The following is a 19,227-nucleotide window of genomic DNA, read 5'->3' as shown; positions in this document are numbered from 1 at the left end:
GTTTTTTTGTATTTCTGGGTGGACACGTATGCATTTTTGTACCTTAGCGGTTGTAAAATAAACCTAAAAAATGGGAAAAAAAGCTGACATAACTTTTGATGTTTTAATAGAGATTCCAAAAGGAAGTAGAAATAAATACGAATACGACTTTACATTACATAAAATACGTTTTGACCGTATGCTTTTTTCGTCAATGATGTATCCTGGTGATTATGGTTTCATTCCTGAGACTTTAGCGTTGGACAAAGATCCACTAGATGTTTTGGTAATGGGAGCAGAACCAACATATCCTATGGTAGTAATGGAAGTAAGACCAATTGGTGTCTTTCATATGACCGATGAAAAAGGACCGGATGAAAAAATTATCTGTGTACCTGTTTCAGATCCAATATGGAGCAATAATCATGATATTAGTGATTTGAATCCTCACCGTTTAAAGGAAATTGAGCACTTCTTTAAAGTTTACAAAGATTTGGAAAAGAAGAAAGTTGATACCGGTGGATGGGGTGATGCTGAAGAAGCCGTTAAAATTTATCATGAATGTGTAGAGCGTTATGATAATAGCGATTTTAAAAAGAAACGCACTTTTACGATATAAATAGTAAATACTCTTCAAAAAGCCTTTTTTAGCAATAAAAAAGGCTTTTTTTTATAAGATCAATTTCATTACTTTAGTTGTCATTAGAAATCTTAAACAACAACTCAAATGGAATTAGTAGTGAAATTTTTGCCAGTATTTGGAATACTGGCTCTGGTATTCGTTTTCGTCAAGGACGTATGGGTAACCAAACAAGAAGTTGGTGACGAAAAAATGGCAAGAATAGCAAAGAATATTGCAGATGGTGCAATGTCTTTCTTAAAAGCCGAATACAAAATTCTTGCAATTTTTGTGGTAGCAGTAGCTATTCTTCTATTTTTTAAAGGAAGTAACGAAGAAGGTTCTCACGGAATGGTGGCCCTATCATTTATAGTAGGTGCAATCTGTTCAGCTTTAGCGGGTTTTATAGGAATGAAGGTTGCTACCAAAGCAAACGTTAGAACAACCCAAGCTGCTAAAACCTCTCTAGGTAAAGCCTTGGAAGTTGCCTTTGCGGGTGGTGCCGTAATGGGACTTGGTGTTGTTGGACTTGGAGTTTTAGGTCTTAGTCTTTTATTCATGCTCTACCAATCTATGTGGCCTTATGCTGAAAATCTAAGTTTAGTACTTAATGTTCTTTCAGGTTTCTCTTTAGGAGCATCTTCAATTGCACTTTTTGCTAGAGTAGGTGGTGGTATTTATACCAAAGCGGCAGATGTTGGTGCGGATTTGGTTGGAAAGGTTGAAGCAGGTATTCCTGAAGATCACCCTTTAAACCCTGCAACTATTGCAGATAATGTTGGTGATAATGTTGGTGATGTTGCTGGTATGGGGGCGGATTTGTTTGAATCCTATGTCGGTTCTATTATAGGTACTATGGTTTTGGGTGCATTTATTATAACCCCGGATTTTGCAGGCTTAGGTGCTGTTTATCTTCCATTGGTGTTAGCTGCTGTGGGTATTTTAATGTCTATCATAGGTACATTCTTTGTGAAAGTTAAAGATGGCGGAAACCCGCAAACTGCATTGAATATTGGAGAATTTGGTTCTGCTGGTTTAATGGTCGTGGCTTCATATTTTATTATTACTTCTTTAATTCCAGAATCTATAGATGGTTTGCCAATGGGTGCAATGGGTATATTCTATGCAACTCTTGCTGGTCTTATTGCTGGTTTGGGTGTAGGTAAGATTACGGAATACTATACAGGTACAGGTTCAAAACCGGTCAACTCAATTGTTGCGCAATCAGAAACTGGTGCGGCAACAAATATTATAGCAGGTTTAGGAGTGGGTATGATGTCTACGATGATTCCTATTTTATTAATTGCAGCTGCAATTATAGTATCGCATCATTTTGCAGGTTTATATGGTATCGCAATTGCTGCGGTTGGGATGTTGGCTAATACAGGTATTCAATTGGCAGTTGATGCTTACGGACCAATATCTGATAATGCGGGTGGTATTGCAGAGATGGCAGAACTTCCTAAAGAAGTTAGAGAGCGCACGGATAAATTAGATGCCGTAGGTAACACTACAGCAGCTATTGGTAAAGGTTTTGCGATTGCTTCTGCAGCGTTAACGGCTTTAGCTTTGTTCTCTGCTTTTATGAAAGTGGCCAATGTAACTTCTATTGATGTGTCACAACCTAAAATTATGGCGGGTCTTTTAGTAGGAGGGATGCTTCCTTTTGTATTCTCCGCGTTGTCAATGAATGCTGTAGGTCGTGCTGCAATGGCAATGATCGAAGAAGTAAGACGTCAATTTAGGGATATTCCTCAGTTAAAAGCTGCTTTACAGGTAATGCGTGAGGTAGATTCAGATATGTCAAAAGCAACACCGGAACAACGCGCTATTTTTGATGCAGCCGATGGGTATGCGGAATATGACAAGTGTGTAGATATTTCTACAAAAGCCTCTATTAGAGAAATGGTTTCTACCAGGTCTGTTGGCTATTGTTGTTCCAGTTGCTGTTGGTTTTATAGGTGGTGCAGAAATGCTAGGTGGTCTTTTGGCTGGTGTAACAACTTGTGGTGTGCTAATGGCTATCTTCCAGTCTAATGCTGGTGGTGCTTGGGATAACGCTAAGAAGATGATTGAATCTGATGGTCGTAAAGGTACGGATGCACACAAAGCAGCCGTTGTAGGTGATACTGTGGGTGATCCATTTAAAGATACTTCGGGGCCTTCTTTAAATATTCTTTTAAAATTGATGTCTGTTGTGGCTTTGGTTATTGCGCCAAGTATTGCAATGGAAGCTACTGGCATGGCCGGTGTAGATAATAACAAAGAGATTAGGATTGAAATGAATGACCTAGATTCTCAAATGGCCGAAGCAACAATTGCATATACTACTGTTGTAAACGGTGAAAAATTATCTCAGGAGAAAATTTTTAAAGGAACTCAATCAGATGTAAAAAGTCAATTGATGGCTTTTGAGGAAAGCGTTGAGTTAAACAAAGGGAAAGACACCGAAATCACTATTGAAAAGGTTGATATTCGAAAATAACTTCATCTATTTGTATTTAAAAAGGGACCATGAAAATGGTCCCTTTTTTTTATTTACTGAAGTCTAAAGTTAATAGGGATGCTAAAAGGCACTCTCACTGGGGTTCCTCTCTGTTTTCCGGGTTGCATTTGGGGTAATTTGTCTATTATTCTTTTGGCTTCTTTTTCAAGGCTTTTGTCCGGTCCTCGCAATTGTACATTGCCAATGCTTCCGTCTTTTTGAATAACAAACATAATATTCACCCTACCTTGTATGCCCATTTCTTGAGCAGATTCAGGATATCTAAAGTTTTTTGCAATGTGTTTGTTCATCATTGTTTGGAAACATGCTCTTTTGTTCTGTTCCTTTTCACATCCTGGAAAAACCGGCACATCTTCAATAACCATAAATGACATCTCTTCTGGCTCATCCGTATCCATTACTTCAATATCTGAGACCTCTAAGATTTTTTCTTCTTGGTTTGTTTCGGAAGATTCAATTACGTCTTCTATTTCTTCGTCTTCATCATCAATTATCTCAATAATAGGTGGCGCCTGAATTTGTTTAGGAGGAGGTGGTGTCTTAAACTGTACCAAAATGGGTAGCTCTTCAGTTAGCTCATCCTCTATATTCATAGAAATATCATAGTCATAGGAATGATCATAGGTTTTCCATTCAAATGCTGCTAGGGTAAGCATAAGAACAAATAGTAGTCCAAATAGAAAGTATATGGGTCGGTTGCGGTTCAGGTCCTTTTGTGGATTTTTCTTTGGCTTCATTTTTTTGAATTTTAGCGTCTATCTGCAGAATAGATTTGGTTAAACATACTTAAACTTACCACTGACCTCTTTTATAAAAAACCACCATTGAGGGAAACCTGTCTTTGGTTGCGTGAACGTTACTTTTGAGCGCTTGTAGTTTTTTATTAGGTCCACTCTAAGTGCTATATTTAAGTATATTTGATGCTATGGGTTTATTCGGGAAGAAAGACAAGTTGCAGATTATCGCTTTTCAGAGTTATGGTACGGATTCACATTTTTATGCACGCGGCCGAGCTTTGGAGGACGAAGAAATAGATTTGTCCCAAAAGGGTTTCTTTAATTTGATTTGGAACAGTTACAAGCGATTTGAAACCGATGAAATAAGAAACACCTCCGTGAGGATAAAACTCTCGGATGGTAGAACATTATCCGGTAAAACCGATAAGAGGGGATATTATGTTTTTGATGAATCCCTAGAAGATTTAGGTCAGCTTACCAATCAAGAAGGATGGTTAAACTATGAAATTGCATATGATGATAGTGCTCTGCGTAGAGAAATACTTCATCAAAATCGCTTTCCGGGTGAGGTTTTAATTCCTTCCGAAAATGCGGAATTTGGAGTCATTAGTGATATAGATGATACCATTTTACATACTGGTGTGGTATCTTCTCTAAAGTGGCGCGTGGTGGTAAATACTATATTTAAACGTGCAAGTAAGCGAACGCCACTTAAGGGTTCGGCAGAGTTTTATGGTTTGTTGCACAGAGGAAAATCCGGAGAAGCTGCCAATCCAATCTTTTACGTAAGTCACAGCCCATGGAACTTATACCGTTATCTAGAACTTTTTCTTCAAGAAAACGATTTTCCAAAAGGACCTATTCTTTTGCGAAATTTTCCCCGATTGGGAAGTGGTAAATCAAGAGCGGAGAAACCTCAAAAACAAAAGGAAATACTCAATATCTTAAAAACCTATCCAAATCTAAAATTCATTTTGATAGGTGATAGTGGTGAGCATGACGCAGATATTTATAAGGAAATAGCAGAGCTTTACCCTAATCAAGTTAGCGCAATCTATCTAAGAAGTGTAGCTCATAAAAAAAGAATGGAACGCGTAAGCGGACTGTTCGAAACCTACAAAACAACACCGGTATTATTGGTGGAAAGTAGTGAACAGGCCATTGCCCATGCTAAACAAAATGGTTTTATAAAGTGATTTCTGCCTAGAATAAGCCGTTAATCTCTGCATCGATCTTATTGATAACTGTACCTAAATCTTCAGGTTCATCAACAAAATCTAAATTGTCTACATCAATTATAAGAAGGTTTCCTTTAGTGTAACCATGTATCCATGCTTCGTAACGTTCATTTAGTCTACTCAAGTAGTCTATTGAGATACTGTTCTCATATTCACGGCCTCTTTTATGAATTTGTTTTACTAAATTGGGAATAGAGCTACGTAAATAAATAAGCAGGTCAGGAGGTTGAACCAAGGCTTTCCATCAACTCAAAAAGGCTTTGGTAATTAGTGAAATCCCTATTGGTCATAAGGCCCATGGCATGCAAGTTGGGTGCGAAAATATAGGCATCTTCGTAAATGGTCCTATCTTGTATGATATCCTTGCCACTTTCCCTTATTTGAAGGATTTGACGGAACCTTGTGTTCAAAAAGTAGATTTGAAGATTAAAACTCCAACGTTCCATTTGATTATAAAAATCATCAAGATACGGGTTATCTACAACCTCTTCAAAATTGGCTTCCCAGTTATAATGTTTTGCTAATAATCTAGTTAAGGTGGTTTTTCCCGCGCCGATATTTCCGGCAACTGCTATGTGCATAGAGCTAAATTAATTAATGGTTGTGTTGTTGTTTTCAGAACAATTAGAAGGTACAAGATACGAGATAACTGTATGAAGAAAAAAAAATATTTCTAGCACGGAGGAAAAAATGTTTAAAGACGCGTTTATTTTCTTTTGCTAGGTGGATTAAACCAAATGTATTTTTCACAGTCTTAAAATCAATCTAACAAACTATTATGATGAAAGATAAGTGGTCTATAGGTTTAATTGTTGTTTTACTATGCGCTAGTTCGTATGCGCAAGATTTTCAAGGGAAAGCAACGTACCAGAGTAAAACACAGGTAAATATGGATTTTGGTGGCAGAAAAATACCGGAAGACCGTAAGAAAGAGATAATGGAGCGGATGAAAAAGGCCAATGAAAAAACCTTTGAACTAACTTTCAATCAGACAGAATCTATATACGAGGAAGAAGAACAGTTAGAGCAACCGGGAGGAAGAGAAGGCGGTAGAGGACCACGTTTTGGTGCTATGATGGCTTCCGGAGGCGATTTGTACAAGGATATTAAAAGCCAGAGATATTTAATCAAAAACGAGCTTTTGGGTAAAATTTTTCTAGTTGATGATGAACTGGAAAAACTAGATTGGAAATTAGAAAGTGACACCAAACAGATAGGGAATTATACGGCTTTCAAGGCTACGGCTGTAAAGACTATAAAACGTCCTAACATGAGAGCTGTTTTTCGACGTCCAAATGATTTGGAGAAGAAAGAAGGCGAGAAAAAAGAAGAGGAATTTATTCTAAAGGAAGTTGAGATTGTAGCATGGTATACTCCAGAGATACCTGTTAACCAAGGTCCTTCTTCCTATTGGGGACTTCCTGGGCTAATACTTGCTGTAAGTGATGATATCACAACCATAGTGTGCTCGGAAATTACTTTAAACCCATCTGAGAAAATAGAAATCAAAGCACCAAGCAAAGGAAAAAAAGTCACTCAGGCAGAATATGACGAAATCTCGCAGGAGAAGATGAAAGAGATGCGCGAAAACTTTAGAAATAGACGTGGACGAGGAGACGGCCGGCCTCAATAATATGCCCTATTCAAAAACTAATATCAAGTTGCATCTAACAAATTTGTAATGAGGAATACTTTATTGTTTGTCTTTTTCCTTTCCATGGTAACAATGGGTGTTGCTCAAGAGATTTCATTGACCGGTACGGTTAAAGACAGTTTGGATGTGGGTGTGGATATGGCTAACGTTATAGCTATAAATACGGAAACCAAGGGGTTGGAATCGTATGGTATTACAAACCATGCAGGGCTATATAAATTAAAGCTAAAATCTGGATTTCAATACACGGTAAAAGTCAGTTATTTAGGTTTCAAGACTGAGTCATTTACGTTTACCGCAACAGATGCTGACGCTATTAAAGATATTGTCATGCAGGAACAAGCCAGTCAATTAGATGAGGTAGAGGTAACTTATGAAATGCCCGTGTCCGTAAAAGGAGATACTATTGTTTACGATACGGATGCTTTTGTTTCTGGTACCGAGAAAAAGCTGAAAGACGTTCTGGAGAACCTTCCTGGTATAGAGATAAACGATGATGGTCAGATAGAGGTAGAAGGGAAGACCGTTAGCAAGGTTATGGTGGAAGGAAAAGATTTTTTTGATGGCGATACAAAATTGGCTGTTGAAAATATTCCCGCAAATGCATTAAGTAAGGTTGAAGTATTAAGAAATTTCAACGAGGTCTCTCAGATGAAAGGTCTTACTAATGACGATGATAACGTGGCCTTGAACATTAGGCTTAAAGAAGGGAAAAAGAATTTTTGGTTTGGAGAGTTAACGGCGGGCTTTGGTCCTGATGATAGATATCTAGCACATCCTAAACTTTTCTATTACAGTCCCAAATACAGCATTAATATTATTACCGATTTAAACAATCTAGGCGAAGTTCCTTTTACCCGGAATGACTATAGAAATTTTACCGGTGGTTTTAGAAATATAAACTCAAGGGGAGGTAGTTCAATAACAACCGGCGCTGATGGATTAGGTCTTTCTACGGCACAGAACAATAGAGCTAATGACATAGATACCAAGTTTGCTGCGGCCAACTTTAGTTATGCTCCAACGGAGACTCTAGACTTAAGTGGTTTTGGGATTTATTCCTATACGGGAACCTTAATGAAATCTCAGAGAAATACTACCTATATCGCCAGCAATGATGTAGAAAATGCCACAACAAATACCGATCAGACGGTACACCTTGGGTTAGCAAAATTTAGTGCTAGATATAAACCTAATGCTAATTTTCAATTAGATTATGACGCGCTTTTAAAGCAATCCGATGATAATGAAGAGGTAGACGTACTTTCCATATCCACTATTACTGACGAGATCTCCGAAGTTAAAAAGCAAAGACCTTTAGCGGTGAATCAGAATCTTAACCTTTACTATACATTAAACGAAAAGAACATTTTTGCGGTAGAGGCACAGCATTTGTATCAAGATGAAGACCCTTTTTACGAAGCAATTCGAAGTGAATTTGCCTTCGCTGATATTTTCCCGGTTGATGAAAATCAAAACCTATATAATATAAATCAATCTAAAAATGTAATCACTAATAAGGTAGATGCAAAGGTTGACTATTACCGTGTGCTTGGTTCTAAGAGTAACCTTAATCTTACTTTAGGTACAACTCAGAGTCATCAAAATTTTAATTCTAACATTTTTCAAATTTTAGATAATGAAGATACGTTAGATATGACTGACGATGAGTTTGGTAATGACGTAACTTTTAATGTTTCAGATTTGTATTTGGGACTTCATTATAAAGTTATCGCGGGAATTTTTACTTTTAATCCAGGTGTTACACTTCATCAATTCAATGTTAAGAATGAGCAATTAGCAACTGTAGTAGAGGATAATCTTACCTCTCTATTACCCGATTTATATATTAATGCCCAGTTGAAAAAATCAGAAAATATACGTTTCAACTACCGGGTAACAAGGTCCTTTACAGATGTTAGTAATTTTGCCCAAGGGTATGTTCTTAATAATTATAACTCGCTTTATAGTGGTAATAGAGATTTAGAAAGCGCCCTTAATCACAATCTATCGTTGAATTTCTTTAGTTTCAATATGTTCAATTTGACTAACATATTTGCGAACGTAGCCTATACCAAACGAATAGATGCGCTAAAAAGTAGTGCGGATATTGTAGGTATTAATAGGGTAAGTACAACTATCAACTCTAATTTTGAAGATGAGTCTTTATCCGCAAGCGGAAATTATGAACGCACTTTTGGCAAGATAAAAGGTTCTGTAAGAGGGAATGTGTCATGGTCTACAACCAATAACTTAATTGATAATCTGCAACGTACTTCCAATTCTTTTACGCAGAATTACACAGGGGCATTGTCCACTAACTTTAAAGATGCACCCAATTTAGAATTGGGGTACAGATATACCGTAAACAATTATGAAAACGGAAGTTTAGAGACCACATATTTTACAAGTAGGCCTTATGCTAGGTTTGATGCTAATTTTCTAAAGAACTTCATTTTTAATATTGATTATGACTATTATAATTATACGGACAAGGAAGATACCATTGCCAATACATATAGTTTTTTGGAGTCCAGTATTACGTATCAGAAGAAAGATAGCCATTGGGAGTATGGTATAAAAGGCACCAACTTGTTAAATACCACTACATTGAATAGGGATAGTACCAATGATTTATTTTTTACCACCCAAGCCTATTTTGTACAGCCTCGCTACATGCTTTTTTCCGTAAAATATGACCTATAATTAATAATGAATAGGGGGGTTAATTATGTTATTTATTAATTGAGGCAATAAATAACACGATATTAATATATTGAACTAAACATTTTTTATACTTTTGCGTCCTAGTTATAAATAAGAGGAGGGATTTGACTGATTGCAACCTCTGTTTTAAGTCTGAGTTAGACTATGAAACAAAAAAAATGCTAAAGCAGTTGATGTTGAATATTTTCACGTCATCTTCTTCTGGCATTTCGTTCAAATCCTTTTATAAAAATAGAAGTTTGTTATGCCATATTTATTTACTTCCGAATCTGTTAGTGAAGGACACCCTGATAAAGTTGCCGATCAAATAAGCGATGCCTTATTAGATCACTTTTTGGCTTTTGATCCAGAAAGTAAGGTTGCTTGTGAAACTTTGGTTACTACAGGTCAGGTAGTTTTAGCCGGTGAGGTTAAGAGCGATACTTATTTAGATGTTCAAACCATTGCAAGAGATGTAATCAATGGAATTGGTTATACCAAAGGTGAATATCAGTTTAGTGGAGACTCTTGTGGGGTTATTTCACTTATTCATGAGCAGTCTCAAGACATTAGCCAAGGTGTAGATCGCGGTCAAAAAGAACAGCAAGGAGCAGGAGATCAAGGTATGATGTTCGGTTATGCTACTAAAGAGACAGAAAACTACATGCCTTTGGCTTTAGATATTTCGCATAAAATTCTTCAGAATTTAGCAGACTTACGTAGAGAAGGTAAAATCATAGATTACTTAAGACCGGATGCCAAATCTCAGGTTACTATTGAGTATTCTGATGATAATGTGCCTCAACGGATAGATACTATTGTTATCTCAACACAACATGATGCTTTTGATGCGGATGATGATGTTATGTTAGCGAAAATCAAAAAGGATCTTGTAGAGATCTTAATACCAAGAGTTGTTGGGCAATTGCCTGAGGCAACTCAGAACTTATTCGACGATAAGATTAAATATCACATTAATCCAACTGGAAAGTTTGTGATTGGTGGGCCTCATGGTGATACCGGACTTACGGGAAGAAAAATAATTGTTGATACTTACGGTGGTAAAGGAGCTCACGGTGGTGGTGCTTTTAGTGGAAAAGACCCAAGTAAGGTAGATAGAAGTGCCGCTTATGCAGCACGCCATATAGCTAAGAATTTGGTAGCAGCAGGTGTTGCCAATGAAATTTTGGTGCAGGTTAGTTATGCTATTGGAGTGGTAGAGCCTACTTCCATATATGTAGATACTTACGGTACATCTAACGTAAGCCTTTCTGATGGTGAAATTGCCAAGAAGGTAAAATCACTTTTTGATATGCGTCCACATGCTATTGAAGAACGTTTAAAGTTGCGTAATCCTATTTATTTAGAATCTGCAGCTTATGGCCATATGGGTAAAGAACCAAGAACAGTCACCAAGGTTTTTGAATCGCCATACAACGGTCGTATTGAGAAAGAAGTAGAATTGTTTACTTGGGAAAAGTTAGACATGGTAGATGAGGTGAAAAAAGCTTTTAATTTATAAATTTTTCAAAAATGTTGGTGAATTTAAATTCACCGACTATATATTTGCATTCACAAAAGTTCAAACACGTATTGAATAGTTATCAAGAAAGGTGGAGGGAATAGACCCTTTGAAACCTTAGCAACCCTTTGCCTCTTTGAGCAGAGAAGGTGCTACATTCTATCCCTGTAATATTGGGACAGATAACAAAATAGATTACTCATACTAATCTTTTGCCTTCTTATAACTCTTTTGATATTTTACCTAATTGCAGGCTGCTGTTTAGGGTTGGGCTTTTAATTATTTTAAATAACAATTAAAAATCTAAGATTATGAGTGACCAGAAATTCTCAACCAACGCATTACATGCCGGACATGATCCTGCACAAACGGGAGGAACACGTGCCGTGCCTATTTATCAAACATCATCATACGTTTTTAATGATACGGACCATGCGGCTAATTTATTTTCATTAGCAGAACTTGGTTTTATATATACGAGATTGAACAACCCTACCAATCAAATTCTTCAAGATAGATTGGCTGCCGTAGAAGGCGGGGTAGGAGCTGTAGTTTTTGCTTCGGGAACTGCTGCTATTTCTACAGGTCTATTGACGCTTTTAAAAGCGGGAGACCATATTGTGGCTTCCAGCAGTTTATACGGTGGTACTTTCAATTTATTGAACGTTACCTTACCAAGACTAGGAATTACTACAACTTTTGTAGATGCATCTGATCCAGAAAGTTTTGGAAAAGCTGTACAAGATAATACTAGGGCTTTCTTCGTAGAATCACTAGGAAATCCAAAATTGGATGTACTTGATTTGAAAGCGATTTCAAAACAGGCTAAAGCGGCACAGGTTCCTTTTATCGTAGATAACACAGTAGCTTCGCCAGCACTTTTGAATCCAATTGAGCATGGTGCTAACCTATATTATACATTCACTTACTAAATATATTGGTGGTCATGGTTCTTCTTTAGGTGGAGCTATAATTGACGCCGGAACTTTTGATTGGACTAACGGAAAATTCCCTGAATTTACTGAGCCATCCGCAGGTTACCACGGTTTGGTTTATAGCGAAGCTCTAGGTGCAGCTGCTTTTACTTTTAAATTGATATTAGAAGGATTGCGTGATTTTGGTGGAGCTTTGAGTCCGTTTAATGCATTCCAGATTATTCAAGGTTTGGAAACGTTGAATGTACGTATCAAGCAACACAGTGTAAACGCTCTAGAATTGGCCACTTGGTTAGAAGGAAGAGAAGAAGTGGCATGGGTAAATTACCCAGGTCTTAAGAGTAGTAAGTACTACGATTTAGCCAAAGAATATCTACCAAAAGGACAAAGTGGATTAGTTACTTTTGGAATAAAAGGAGGTTTTGAGGCGGCTAAAAAAGTTACCGATGCTACCAAGATTTTCTCTCTATTAGCGAACATTGGCGATACTAAATCATTGATTATTCACCCAGCGAGTACAACGCATCAGCAGTTAAATGCAGAGCAATTGGCAGCAGCAGGTGTAGGTCAGGATTTAATTCGTTTGTCAGTTGGTTTGGAAGATATTGAGGATTTAAAAGCAGATTTGGAAAACGCTTTCGCAGCGCTCTAATCAACATAAGTTTTTCTATTAGAAATTAATAAGACCTAACCCGGTATTGTGCCGGGTGGGTCTAATATAAGTCGTATGCTTCATCATTTAAAATTAGCAAACTATACCACAATTAGTGGGGTGACTCAAGATATTGAGTTGTCTTATCAGTTGTTTGGTCAAAAATTGCACACTGCGCCCATTGTACAGGTCAACCATGCTTTAACCGGAAACTCTAATGTTACGGGAAAAGGCGGCTGGTGGTCTGCACTTATTGGGGAGGGCAAGTGCATTGACACCAGAAAATATACGATACTATCGTTTAATATTCCCGGAAACGGAGAGGATAAATTTATTATCGATAATTATAAGGATTTCGTATCAGGAGATATAGCAAGAATTTTCTTGTTGGGTCTTCAAGAACTTGAAATCACAAAATTATTCGCTCTTTTGGGTGGCTCTTTAGGAGGAGGTATTGCTTATGGAAATGGCTGCACTCAACCCTAAAATCATGCAACATTTGATTCCCGTGGCATCTGATTGGAAATCTACGGATTGGTTGATAGGTAACTGTCAGATTCAAGAGCAATTTTTGGTAAATAGTAAGCAGCCTGTTCATGATGCACGTATGCATGCTATGCTTTGTTATCGTACACCGGAATCGTTTAAAGAACGTTTCAAAAGGAGTACTAATGAAGAGCTTCAGGTTTTTAATGTAGAGAGCTGGTTACGGCATCACGGAGAAAAACTGCAAGAACGTTTTCAGCTTTCGGCCTATAAATTAATGAACCAATTACTCAAGACTATAGATGTCATGAGAGATGGGGAGCAGAATTTTATCGACCTTCAAAATAGTGATGTAAACATTCATATAATTGGGGTAGATTCTGATTTGTTCTTTACGGCAAAAGAAAATAAAGAAACCTTTAAGCGTTTAGCTCAGGCTAATGGTAACGTTACTTATGGTGAGGTACATTCGCTTCATGGGCACGATGCTTTTTTGATTGAGTTTGAACAAATGGAAAGGTTGCTGGAGCCAATTTTCAGTACCAACGGAAAGTCAAAACAAGCAAAGGTCCTAAAGTTTGGTGGAAAATCACTTGCCAATGGTGAAGGGTTGGAACGTGTCTTGGAAATTATTTCTAGCAAAGTAAAAGAAGGTGAAAATATCGCCGTAGTTCTGTCTGCTAGAGCAAAGGGAACTGACCAATTGGAAGCTATTTTAGAAAAGGCAGCCAATGGCGAAAACTATTATAAAGATTTTGAGGCTTTTGAAAAATATCAGAAGCATACATTTAAGAACGTTAACCTTTCGGCGGAGTTCAAAGACCTCGCAAAGTTGCTTGAAGGAGTATCTCTTTTGGGAGATTACAGCTTAAAGATAAAGGATCAGTTATTATCTTTTGGAGAGCTTATTTCCGCGAAATTAATTACTAAATTATTGATAGGAAAAGGCATAAATGCCGTAATGCTAGATTCTAGAAAACTGATAAAAACCGATTCTAATTTTGGCGATGCTTCTGTTAATGAAGTTCTATCAAAAGAGAATGTTTTACGAAGGTTTTCTAAATTAGATGCGGATGAAGTGCCTATTATTACAGGTTTTATAGCTTCTGATGAAAAAGGAGAAACTACCACTTTAGGTCGTAACGGTAGTAATTATTCTGCAGCGTTGTTTGCTAATTTCTTGAATGCAGAAGAGCTTCAGAATTATACCCACGTAGATGGTATTTACACGGCTAATCCTGATTTGGTGTCCGATGCTAAACGTATTTCTCACCTTTCTTATGGAGAGGCGAATGAACTAGCTAATTTTGGCGCTACTATTTTGCACGCCAAAACCATAATTCCATTACTGGAAAAGAATATTCCGCTGCGTATTTTAAATACGTTCAACAATGATAATGAAGGCACACTAATAAGTGCAAAGACGGAAGAGGGTGGTATTAAATCGCTATCTGTTATTGAAAATGTATCCTTAATTAATGTAGAGGGTAGAGGTCTTTTGGGTAAAGTAGGGGTAGATGCCCGTATTTTTAGCGCACTTCAAAAAAGTAATATAAGTGTTAGTATTATTTCGCAAGGTTCTTCTGAGCGAGGTATTGGGTTGGTTGTAAATGCCGATCAAGCTCTAGAAGCCAAACGTGCTTTAGATAGAGAATTTGAAAGCGATTATCAGTCCAAGGATATTAACATGATTACTGTTTTGGATGAGGTTTCGGTTATTTCTATAGTAGGTCAGGACTTGAGTACGTTCCATAGACCGTACAACTCTTTGATTAAAAACCAGATTGCACCGTTACTTTTTAATAATACGGTATCTGGCAAGAACGTGAGTCTTGTTTTAAGAAAATCTGACTTGAATAAAGCATTGAATGTAATGCACGGTCAGATTTTTGGAATCAGTAAAAAGGTGAATTTGGTGATTTTTGGTCACGGAAATGTTGGTGGAACGCTTATCGACCAAATCTTAAAATCGACTAAGACCATACAAAAGCGAAAAGGTATAGACCTAAATGTTTTTGCGGTAGCCAATTCTAGAAAGATTTTATTGAATAAAAAAGGAATTCCTAAAAACTGGAAATCCGCCATTGAGGATAAAGGTATTGCTTATAGCGTTGAAGATGTTATTGCCTATACAAAAGAGCACCATTTAGAAAACCTGATTGTTGTTGATAATACGGCAAACAGTGATTTTGTAGCGCATTATTTTGAGTTCGTAGAAAATGGTTTTGATATTGTTTCGTCCAATAAAATAGCGAACACCTTAGGTTTTGATTATTATCAATTATTGCGTGAAGAACTGGATAAACATCAGAAACAATACTTGTATGAAACTAATGTAGGTGCTGGTCTTCCGTTAATAGATACGATACGTTTATTACATCTTTCAGGTGAAAATATAACAGGTATAAGGTGTGTTCTCAGGCTCGTTAAGTTATATTTTCAATACTTTTTCTGAGAGCGAAGAGCCATTTTCGAACATATTAAGGGCAGCGATGAAAAGTGGTTTTACGGAGCCAGACCCTCGTGAGGACCTTTCAGGTAATGACGTAGGTCGAAAGCTGTTGATTCTTGCCAGAGAATTGGATTTGAGCAATGAGTTTTCGGATATAAATATTGAAAACCTGATACCGGAAGAATTGAGAGATGGCGATGTAAACCATTTTCTTGATAATCTAGATGTGGTAGATGCCAAATTCAACGAAATCAAAAAGAACCAAAAGCCAAGGTCATGTACTTAGGTATGTAGGCGATTTACATGGAAACCTTCAAGAAGAGAAAGGTATATTAGATGTAAAATTGGTTTCGGTGCCAAAAGAAAGCGCATTAGGACAAGTAAAAGGTTCCGATTCTATAATAGAAATATATACAGAATCATACGGAGAGAATCCATTGGTGATTCAAGGAGCAGGAGCAGGTGCCGCGGTTACGGCAAGAGGTGTTTTTGGAGATATTCTAAGAATTGCCGAAAAAGGATAAATTATAAAATTGAAACAGTAGAGAAAGTTCTCTTTCTGTAAATTACATGATCATGGAAAAGAAATTTGAAACGAACGCCATTCGAACACAGTTAGAACGCACTAAAAACCTAGAGCACTCTGTACCAATGTACATGACTTCTAGTTTTGTGTTTGAAGATGCAGAAGATATGCGAGCTTCGTTTGCGGAAGAGAAAGAAAGAAATATCTACTCTCGTTATTCAAATCCGAATTCATCTGAATTCATAGAGAAGGTATGCCAGATGGAAGGTGCGGAAAACGGGTTTGCTTTTGCTTCGGGAATGGCTGCTGTATTTTCTACGTTGGCGGCGCTTTTAGATAGTGGCGACCATGTGCTTTCTGCACGTAGTATTTTTGGGTCAACACATTCGTTGTTCACTAATTTTTTCCCGAAATGGAATATTGACCATTCTTATTTTAAGATTGATGATTTAGATGCTATTGAGGGATTGATTACACCAAAGACTAAAATTATATATGCAGAATCTCCTACTAACCCAGGTGTAGATATACTGGATTTGGAAGCTTTAGGAAAGATTGCAAAAAAACATAATTTAATCTTGGTGATTGATAATTGCTTTGCATCACCGTATTTACAACAGCCTATTAAATTTGGAGCGGATTTGGTAATCCACTCTGGAACGAAATTAATGGATGGTCAAGGTCGTGTGCTTGCAGGTATTACCGTAGGGTCTAAAGAATTAATAGATAAAGTATATCGTTTCTCTCGTATTACTGGGCCGGCATTGTCTCCTTTTAATGCTTGGGTACTTTCTAAAAGTTTAGAGACACTTGCTGTTCGTGTTGACCGTCATTGTGAGAATGCATTAAAATTAGCGGAATTTTTAGAAGCGAATGATAAAGTAAATTGGGTGAAATATCCATTTTTAAAATCGCATCCTAAATATGAAATTGCTAAAAAGCAGATGAAAGCCGGTGGGTGTGTAGTAGCCTTTGAGATTAAGGGTGGACTACAAGCCGGACAAAAGTTTTTCGACTCTATAAAAATGTTATCGCTTTCGGCTAACTTGGGTGATGCACGTAGTATAGTAACGCATCCTGCCTCTACTACTCATAGTAAGCTTTCCATAGAGGAAAGAGCGGAAACGGGTATTACAGACGGCATGGTACGTGTCTCCGTAGGTCTAGAACATATAGATGATATTATTGCCGACGTTAAACAGGCGTTAGGGTAGAGAAGTAATACTTTAAAACCTTATTTTATATTTTACTTAAACAAAAAAAGCTTCCTGATAGGGAAGCTTTTTTTTGTTTTTAAAGGAGTTTGCTTTTAATTCATGCTGAGAAATAGAAAATAGGCTAATATTGATACAGGTATAAATATCAATGCAATTATACCATATAAGGTCCATTTAAAATATTTGATTTGTTTTTTATCAAATAATTCAGGGTCAATAAAATTGGGATACTTTTTAAGAATTTTCTTTTTTAAAAAAGAAATACCCATAAATGCAATTACAACTAGTAGTATGATTATACTCCATTTATATTCGCGTAGTGGAACTTGTAAATTTATTTTAGATAAAAGAAATAAGAATGCATTTAGAGTATAAAAAAATAGTATCGTAAATATTCCAATTATTTTAGGAATTATTATATCAACGAGTCGCTCGTGATTGGGATGATTGTTTTGTCTGGCTTCTAGAACGTAAAAACTTAAAAATAGATGATTCATTATGTTTTATTTAGAGCAATTATTTGACAAAATCACCCTATATTAATTCAAGTATTTTACTAAAATAAAAAATCTTAAAGTTAAGTGTTATTTTTATTTAGTCATGGCATCGGTAACCGTTTTACTGTCCACAATCTGTTCAAACCGGATAATTTTGCAGTCCTTTAAAGTCCATAAGTGCGCTACTCGTGCTTCAAATCCTTTACCTGTTTTTTTTTATAAACTCCGGTGTAATTGCCAATAGCAATGACGGTATCTCCATCAGCTACATATTGTTTTGGGGTAAACTGGTAGTGAATCCATTCAGTACCTAATCTAGAAAATACATTCTTAGTAATCTCTTCTAGTCCTGTATAGGTACCTGCATATGGAAAGCCCTTGGCTTCTGTCCATTGAATATCTTCCGCAACATGCTTGGCTAAATTCTTTCCGTTTTCTTCGGAAGATTTGCCTTCGTAGGTGCTTTTTACGATTTCTAAATTTGTCATTTCATTTTTATTAAAAGAGCAACTTGACAATACCATCAGTATCGCCAAGTAGCCTATTCCTATTGATTTTACCATTTCATTTCGCCTGTATTCACTTTTGCTCCAATTTGAAGTGCGGTTTCAAAAGTAGCATTTGGGTATTCCTTTTTCATCGTGCTGATTAAGTCCTCTGAAGTGGTATTGGTTTTTAAAGTTTCTTCATAGTACGTAATGTAGTTTTTAGTGTGAGCCACAGAGGTTAAGTTAAGTTGCGTATCCTTATTTCCGTGGGCAGGTATAACTACTTTAGGATTTAGACTTTCAATTTTGTTTAGTATGGAAATCCAATTTTTTCTCGCTTCTTCAGTTTGGGCGTCTGCCATCCATACATGAAAAGTATTGGAGAAAATATTGATGCCACCAATAACCGCTTCGCTAGAAGGGATGTAAACAAAAGTTCGTTTTGGGAATTCGTCTAAACCAATAATTTCTAATTTTTCACCTTCTAGTTCTAATGCATCTTCTTTAATAACCTGAGGAAGGATAGCATTAGTGGTAATAGCGTTTCCTAATTTAGAACCCCAAACATCTAGTTTCTTTTGGGCGGTAGCTTTAATGTGCTCTACGGTTGCGGGAGTTGCAAATACGGTAACCTCTGGGAAGTATTTTTTAAATACTTGTAATCCAAAATAAAAGTCAGGATCACCATGAGATACATAAATAGTTTTCAAGTTTTTGCCTGATTCTTTTATCTCTTGCGCTACAGTTTCTGCATCTGCCAAAGTAAACTGCGCATCTATTAAGATAGCATCCTGTTTTCCTGACACCAAAACTGATGCTACACCAAAGCTATTTTCTGATGCATTATAGACCTGTAGGTCAAAATTGTTGGTTTTAATTGTTCTTGTGTTCTGGGCTTGTACTTCCATATTAAATAAGATTATTGTTGTTAATACTAGTGTTGAAAAAATTGATTTCATTTTTACTTGTTTTAATTTGATGGTACAAAGGTGCGTACCAATGCCATCCAAAAC

9 protein-coding genes, 4 pseudogenes and 1 riboswitch are annotated in these 19,227 nt (G+C 36.8%); of the genes and pseudogenes, 9 read left to right on the top strand and 4 right to left on the bottom strand.

All coding sequences use genetic code 11. The annotated features are described in order from the left end of the window. Positions 1–70 precede the first annotated feature (70 nt). Together Q5W13_RS04215 and Q5W13_RS04210 are read left to right on the top strand one after the other, a co-directional pair. Positions 71–598: an inorganic diphosphatase gene (locus tag Q5W13_RS04215; protein ID WP_304445459.1), complete on the top strand. Its 528-nt coding sequence runs from the start codon at positions 71–73 to the stop codon at positions 596–598. 108 nt (positions 599–706) lie between these two features. Further along, positions 707–3,083: pseudogene (locus Q5W13_RS04210) on the top strand (sodium-translocating pyrophosphatase). 53 nt (positions 3,084–3,136) lie between these two features. On the opposite strand, the gene Q5W13_RS04205 reads toward Q5W13_RS04210, so the two are convergent. Next, positions 3,137–3,841 (bottom strand): energy transducer TonB, encoded by a 705-nt coding sequence (locus Q5W13_RS04205; protein ID WP_304445458.1) that lies wholly within the window; start codon positions 3,839–3,841, stop codon positions 3,137–3,139. A 188-nt stretch (positions 3,842–4,029) separates the two neighbouring features. Here Q5W13_RS04205 and Q5W13_RS04200 point away from each other — a divergent pair, with 188 nt between their 5' ends. Continuing rightward, positions 4,030–5,037 (top strand): App1 family protein phosphatidate phosphatase, encoded by a 1,008-nt coding sequence (locus Q5W13_RS04200; protein ID WP_304446462.1) that lies wholly within the window; start codon positions 4,030–4,032, stop codon positions 5,035–5,037. 7 nt (positions 5,038–5,044) lie between these two features. Here Q5W13_RS04200 and Q5W13_RS04195 read toward each other — a convergent pair. Next, positions 5,045–5,660, bottom strand: a pseudogene (locus Q5W13_RS04195) (deoxynucleoside kinase). 197 nt (positions 5,661–5,857) lie between these two features. Between Q5W13_RS04195 and Q5W13_RS04190 the strand changes: the two are divergent. The 6 genes and pseudogenes from Q5W13_RS04190 to Q5W13_RS04165 all read left to right on the top strand — a co-directional run bounded on the left by Q5W13_RS04190 (position 5,858) and on the right by Q5W13_RS04165 (position 17,226). Next, positions 5,858–6,712 (top strand): GLPGLI family protein, encoded by an 855-nt coding sequence (locus Q5W13_RS04190; RefSeq protein WP_368662428.1) that lies wholly within the window; start codon positions 5,858–5,860, stop codon positions 6,710–6,712. A gap of 48 nt (positions 6,713–6,760) precedes the next feature. After that, a complete protein-coding gene (locus Q5W13_RS04185; protein ID WP_304445457.1) occupies positions 6,761–9,439 on the top strand; it encodes a carboxypeptidase-like regulatory domain-containing protein in 2,679 nt (892 codons plus the stop codon). Between the two features lie 265 nt (positions 9,440–9,704). Continuing rightward, positions 9,705–10,961, top strand: coding sequence for a methionine adenosyltransferase (gene metK / locus Q5W13_RS04180; protein WP_304445456.1), 1,257 nt, complete (start codon positions 9,705–9,707; stop codon positions 10,959–10,961). 76 nt (positions 10,962–11,037) lie between these two features. Next, a riboswitch (SAM riboswitch) is annotated at positions 11,038–11,150 on the top strand. 122 nt (positions 11,151–11,272) lie between these two features. Beyond that, positions 11,273–12,548, top strand: a pseudogene (locus Q5W13_RS04175) (O-acetylhomoserine aminocarboxypropyltransferase/cysteine synthase family protein). Between the two features lie 75 nt (positions 12,549–12,623). After that, a pseudogene (thrA, locus tag Q5W13_RS04170) lies at positions 12,624–16,010 on the top strand (bifunctional aspartate kinase/homoserine dehydrogenase I). 52 nt (positions 16,011–16,062) lie between these two features. Further along, positions 16,063–17,226: a trans-sulfuration enzyme family protein gene (locus Q5W13_RS04165; protein WP_304445455.1), complete on the top strand. Its 1,164-nt coding sequence runs from the start codon at positions 16,063–16,065 to the stop codon at positions 17,224–17,226. Positions 17,227–17,908: 682 nt separating this feature from the next. On the opposite strand, the gene Q5W13_RS04160 is transcribed toward Q5W13_RS04165, so the two are convergent. After that, entirely contained in the window at positions 17,909–18,214 is a 306-nt protein-coding gene (locus Q5W13_RS04160; RefSeq protein ID WP_304445454.1) for a nuclear transport factor 2 family protein, read from the bottom strand. A gap of 68 nt (positions 18,215–18,282) precedes the next feature. Continuing rightward, a complete protein-coding gene (locus tag Q5W13_RS04155) occupies positions 18,283–19,173 on the bottom strand; it encodes an MBL fold metallo-hydrolase (RefSeq protein WP_304445453.1) in 891 nt (296 codons plus the stop codon). Positions 19,174–19,227: the final 54 nt, after the last annotated feature.

It is taken from the genome of Zobellia laminariae, from assembly GCF_030553095.1.
GTDB lineage: Bacteria > Bacteroidota > Bacteroidia > Flavobacteriales > Flavobacteriaceae > Zobellia > Zobellia laminariae.
This window is presented reverse-complemented; position numbering and strand designations above follow the sequence as displayed.

What these genes read in the sequence shown, in the direction of transcription:
- Q5W13_RS04200 (WP_304446462.1), top strand. Translation starts at nt 4,030, where the DNA reads ATGGGTTTATTCGGGAAGAAAGACAAGTTGCAGATTATCGCTTTTCAG.
- Q5W13_RS04160 (WP_304445454.1), bottom strand. Translation starts at nt 18,214, where the DNA reads ATGACAAATTTAGAAATCGTAAAAAGCACCTACGAAGGCAAATCTTCC.
- Q5W13_RS04190 (WP_368662428.1), top strand. Translation starts at nt 5,858, where the DNA reads ATGATGAAAGATAAGTGGTCTATAGGTTTAATTGTTGTTTTACTATGC.
- Q5W13_RS04215 (WP_304445459.1), top strand. Translation starts at nt 71, where the DNA reads ATGGGAAAAAAAGCTGACATAACTTTTGATGTTTTAATAGAGATTCCA.
- Q5W13_RS04165 (WP_304445455.1), top strand. Translation starts at nt 16,063, where the DNA reads ATGGAAAAGAAATTTGAAACGAACGCCATTCGAACACAGTTAGAACGC.
- Q5W13_RS04205 (WP_304445458.1), bottom strand. Translation starts at nt 3,841, where the DNA reads ATGAAGCCAAAGAAAAATCCACAAAAGGACCTGAACCGCAACCGACCC.
- Q5W13_RS04185 (WP_304445457.1), top strand. Translation starts at nt 6,761, where the DNA reads ATGAGGAATACTTTATTGTTTGTCTTTTTCCTTTCCATGGTAACAATG.
- Q5W13_RS04155 (WP_304445453.1), bottom strand. Translation starts at nt 19,173, where the DNA reads ATGAAATCAATTTTTTCAACACTAGTATTAACAACAATAATCTTATTT.
- metK (WP_304445456.1), top strand. Translation starts at nt 9,705, where the DNA reads ATGCCATATTTATTTACTTCCGAATCTGTTAGTGAAGGACACCCTGAT.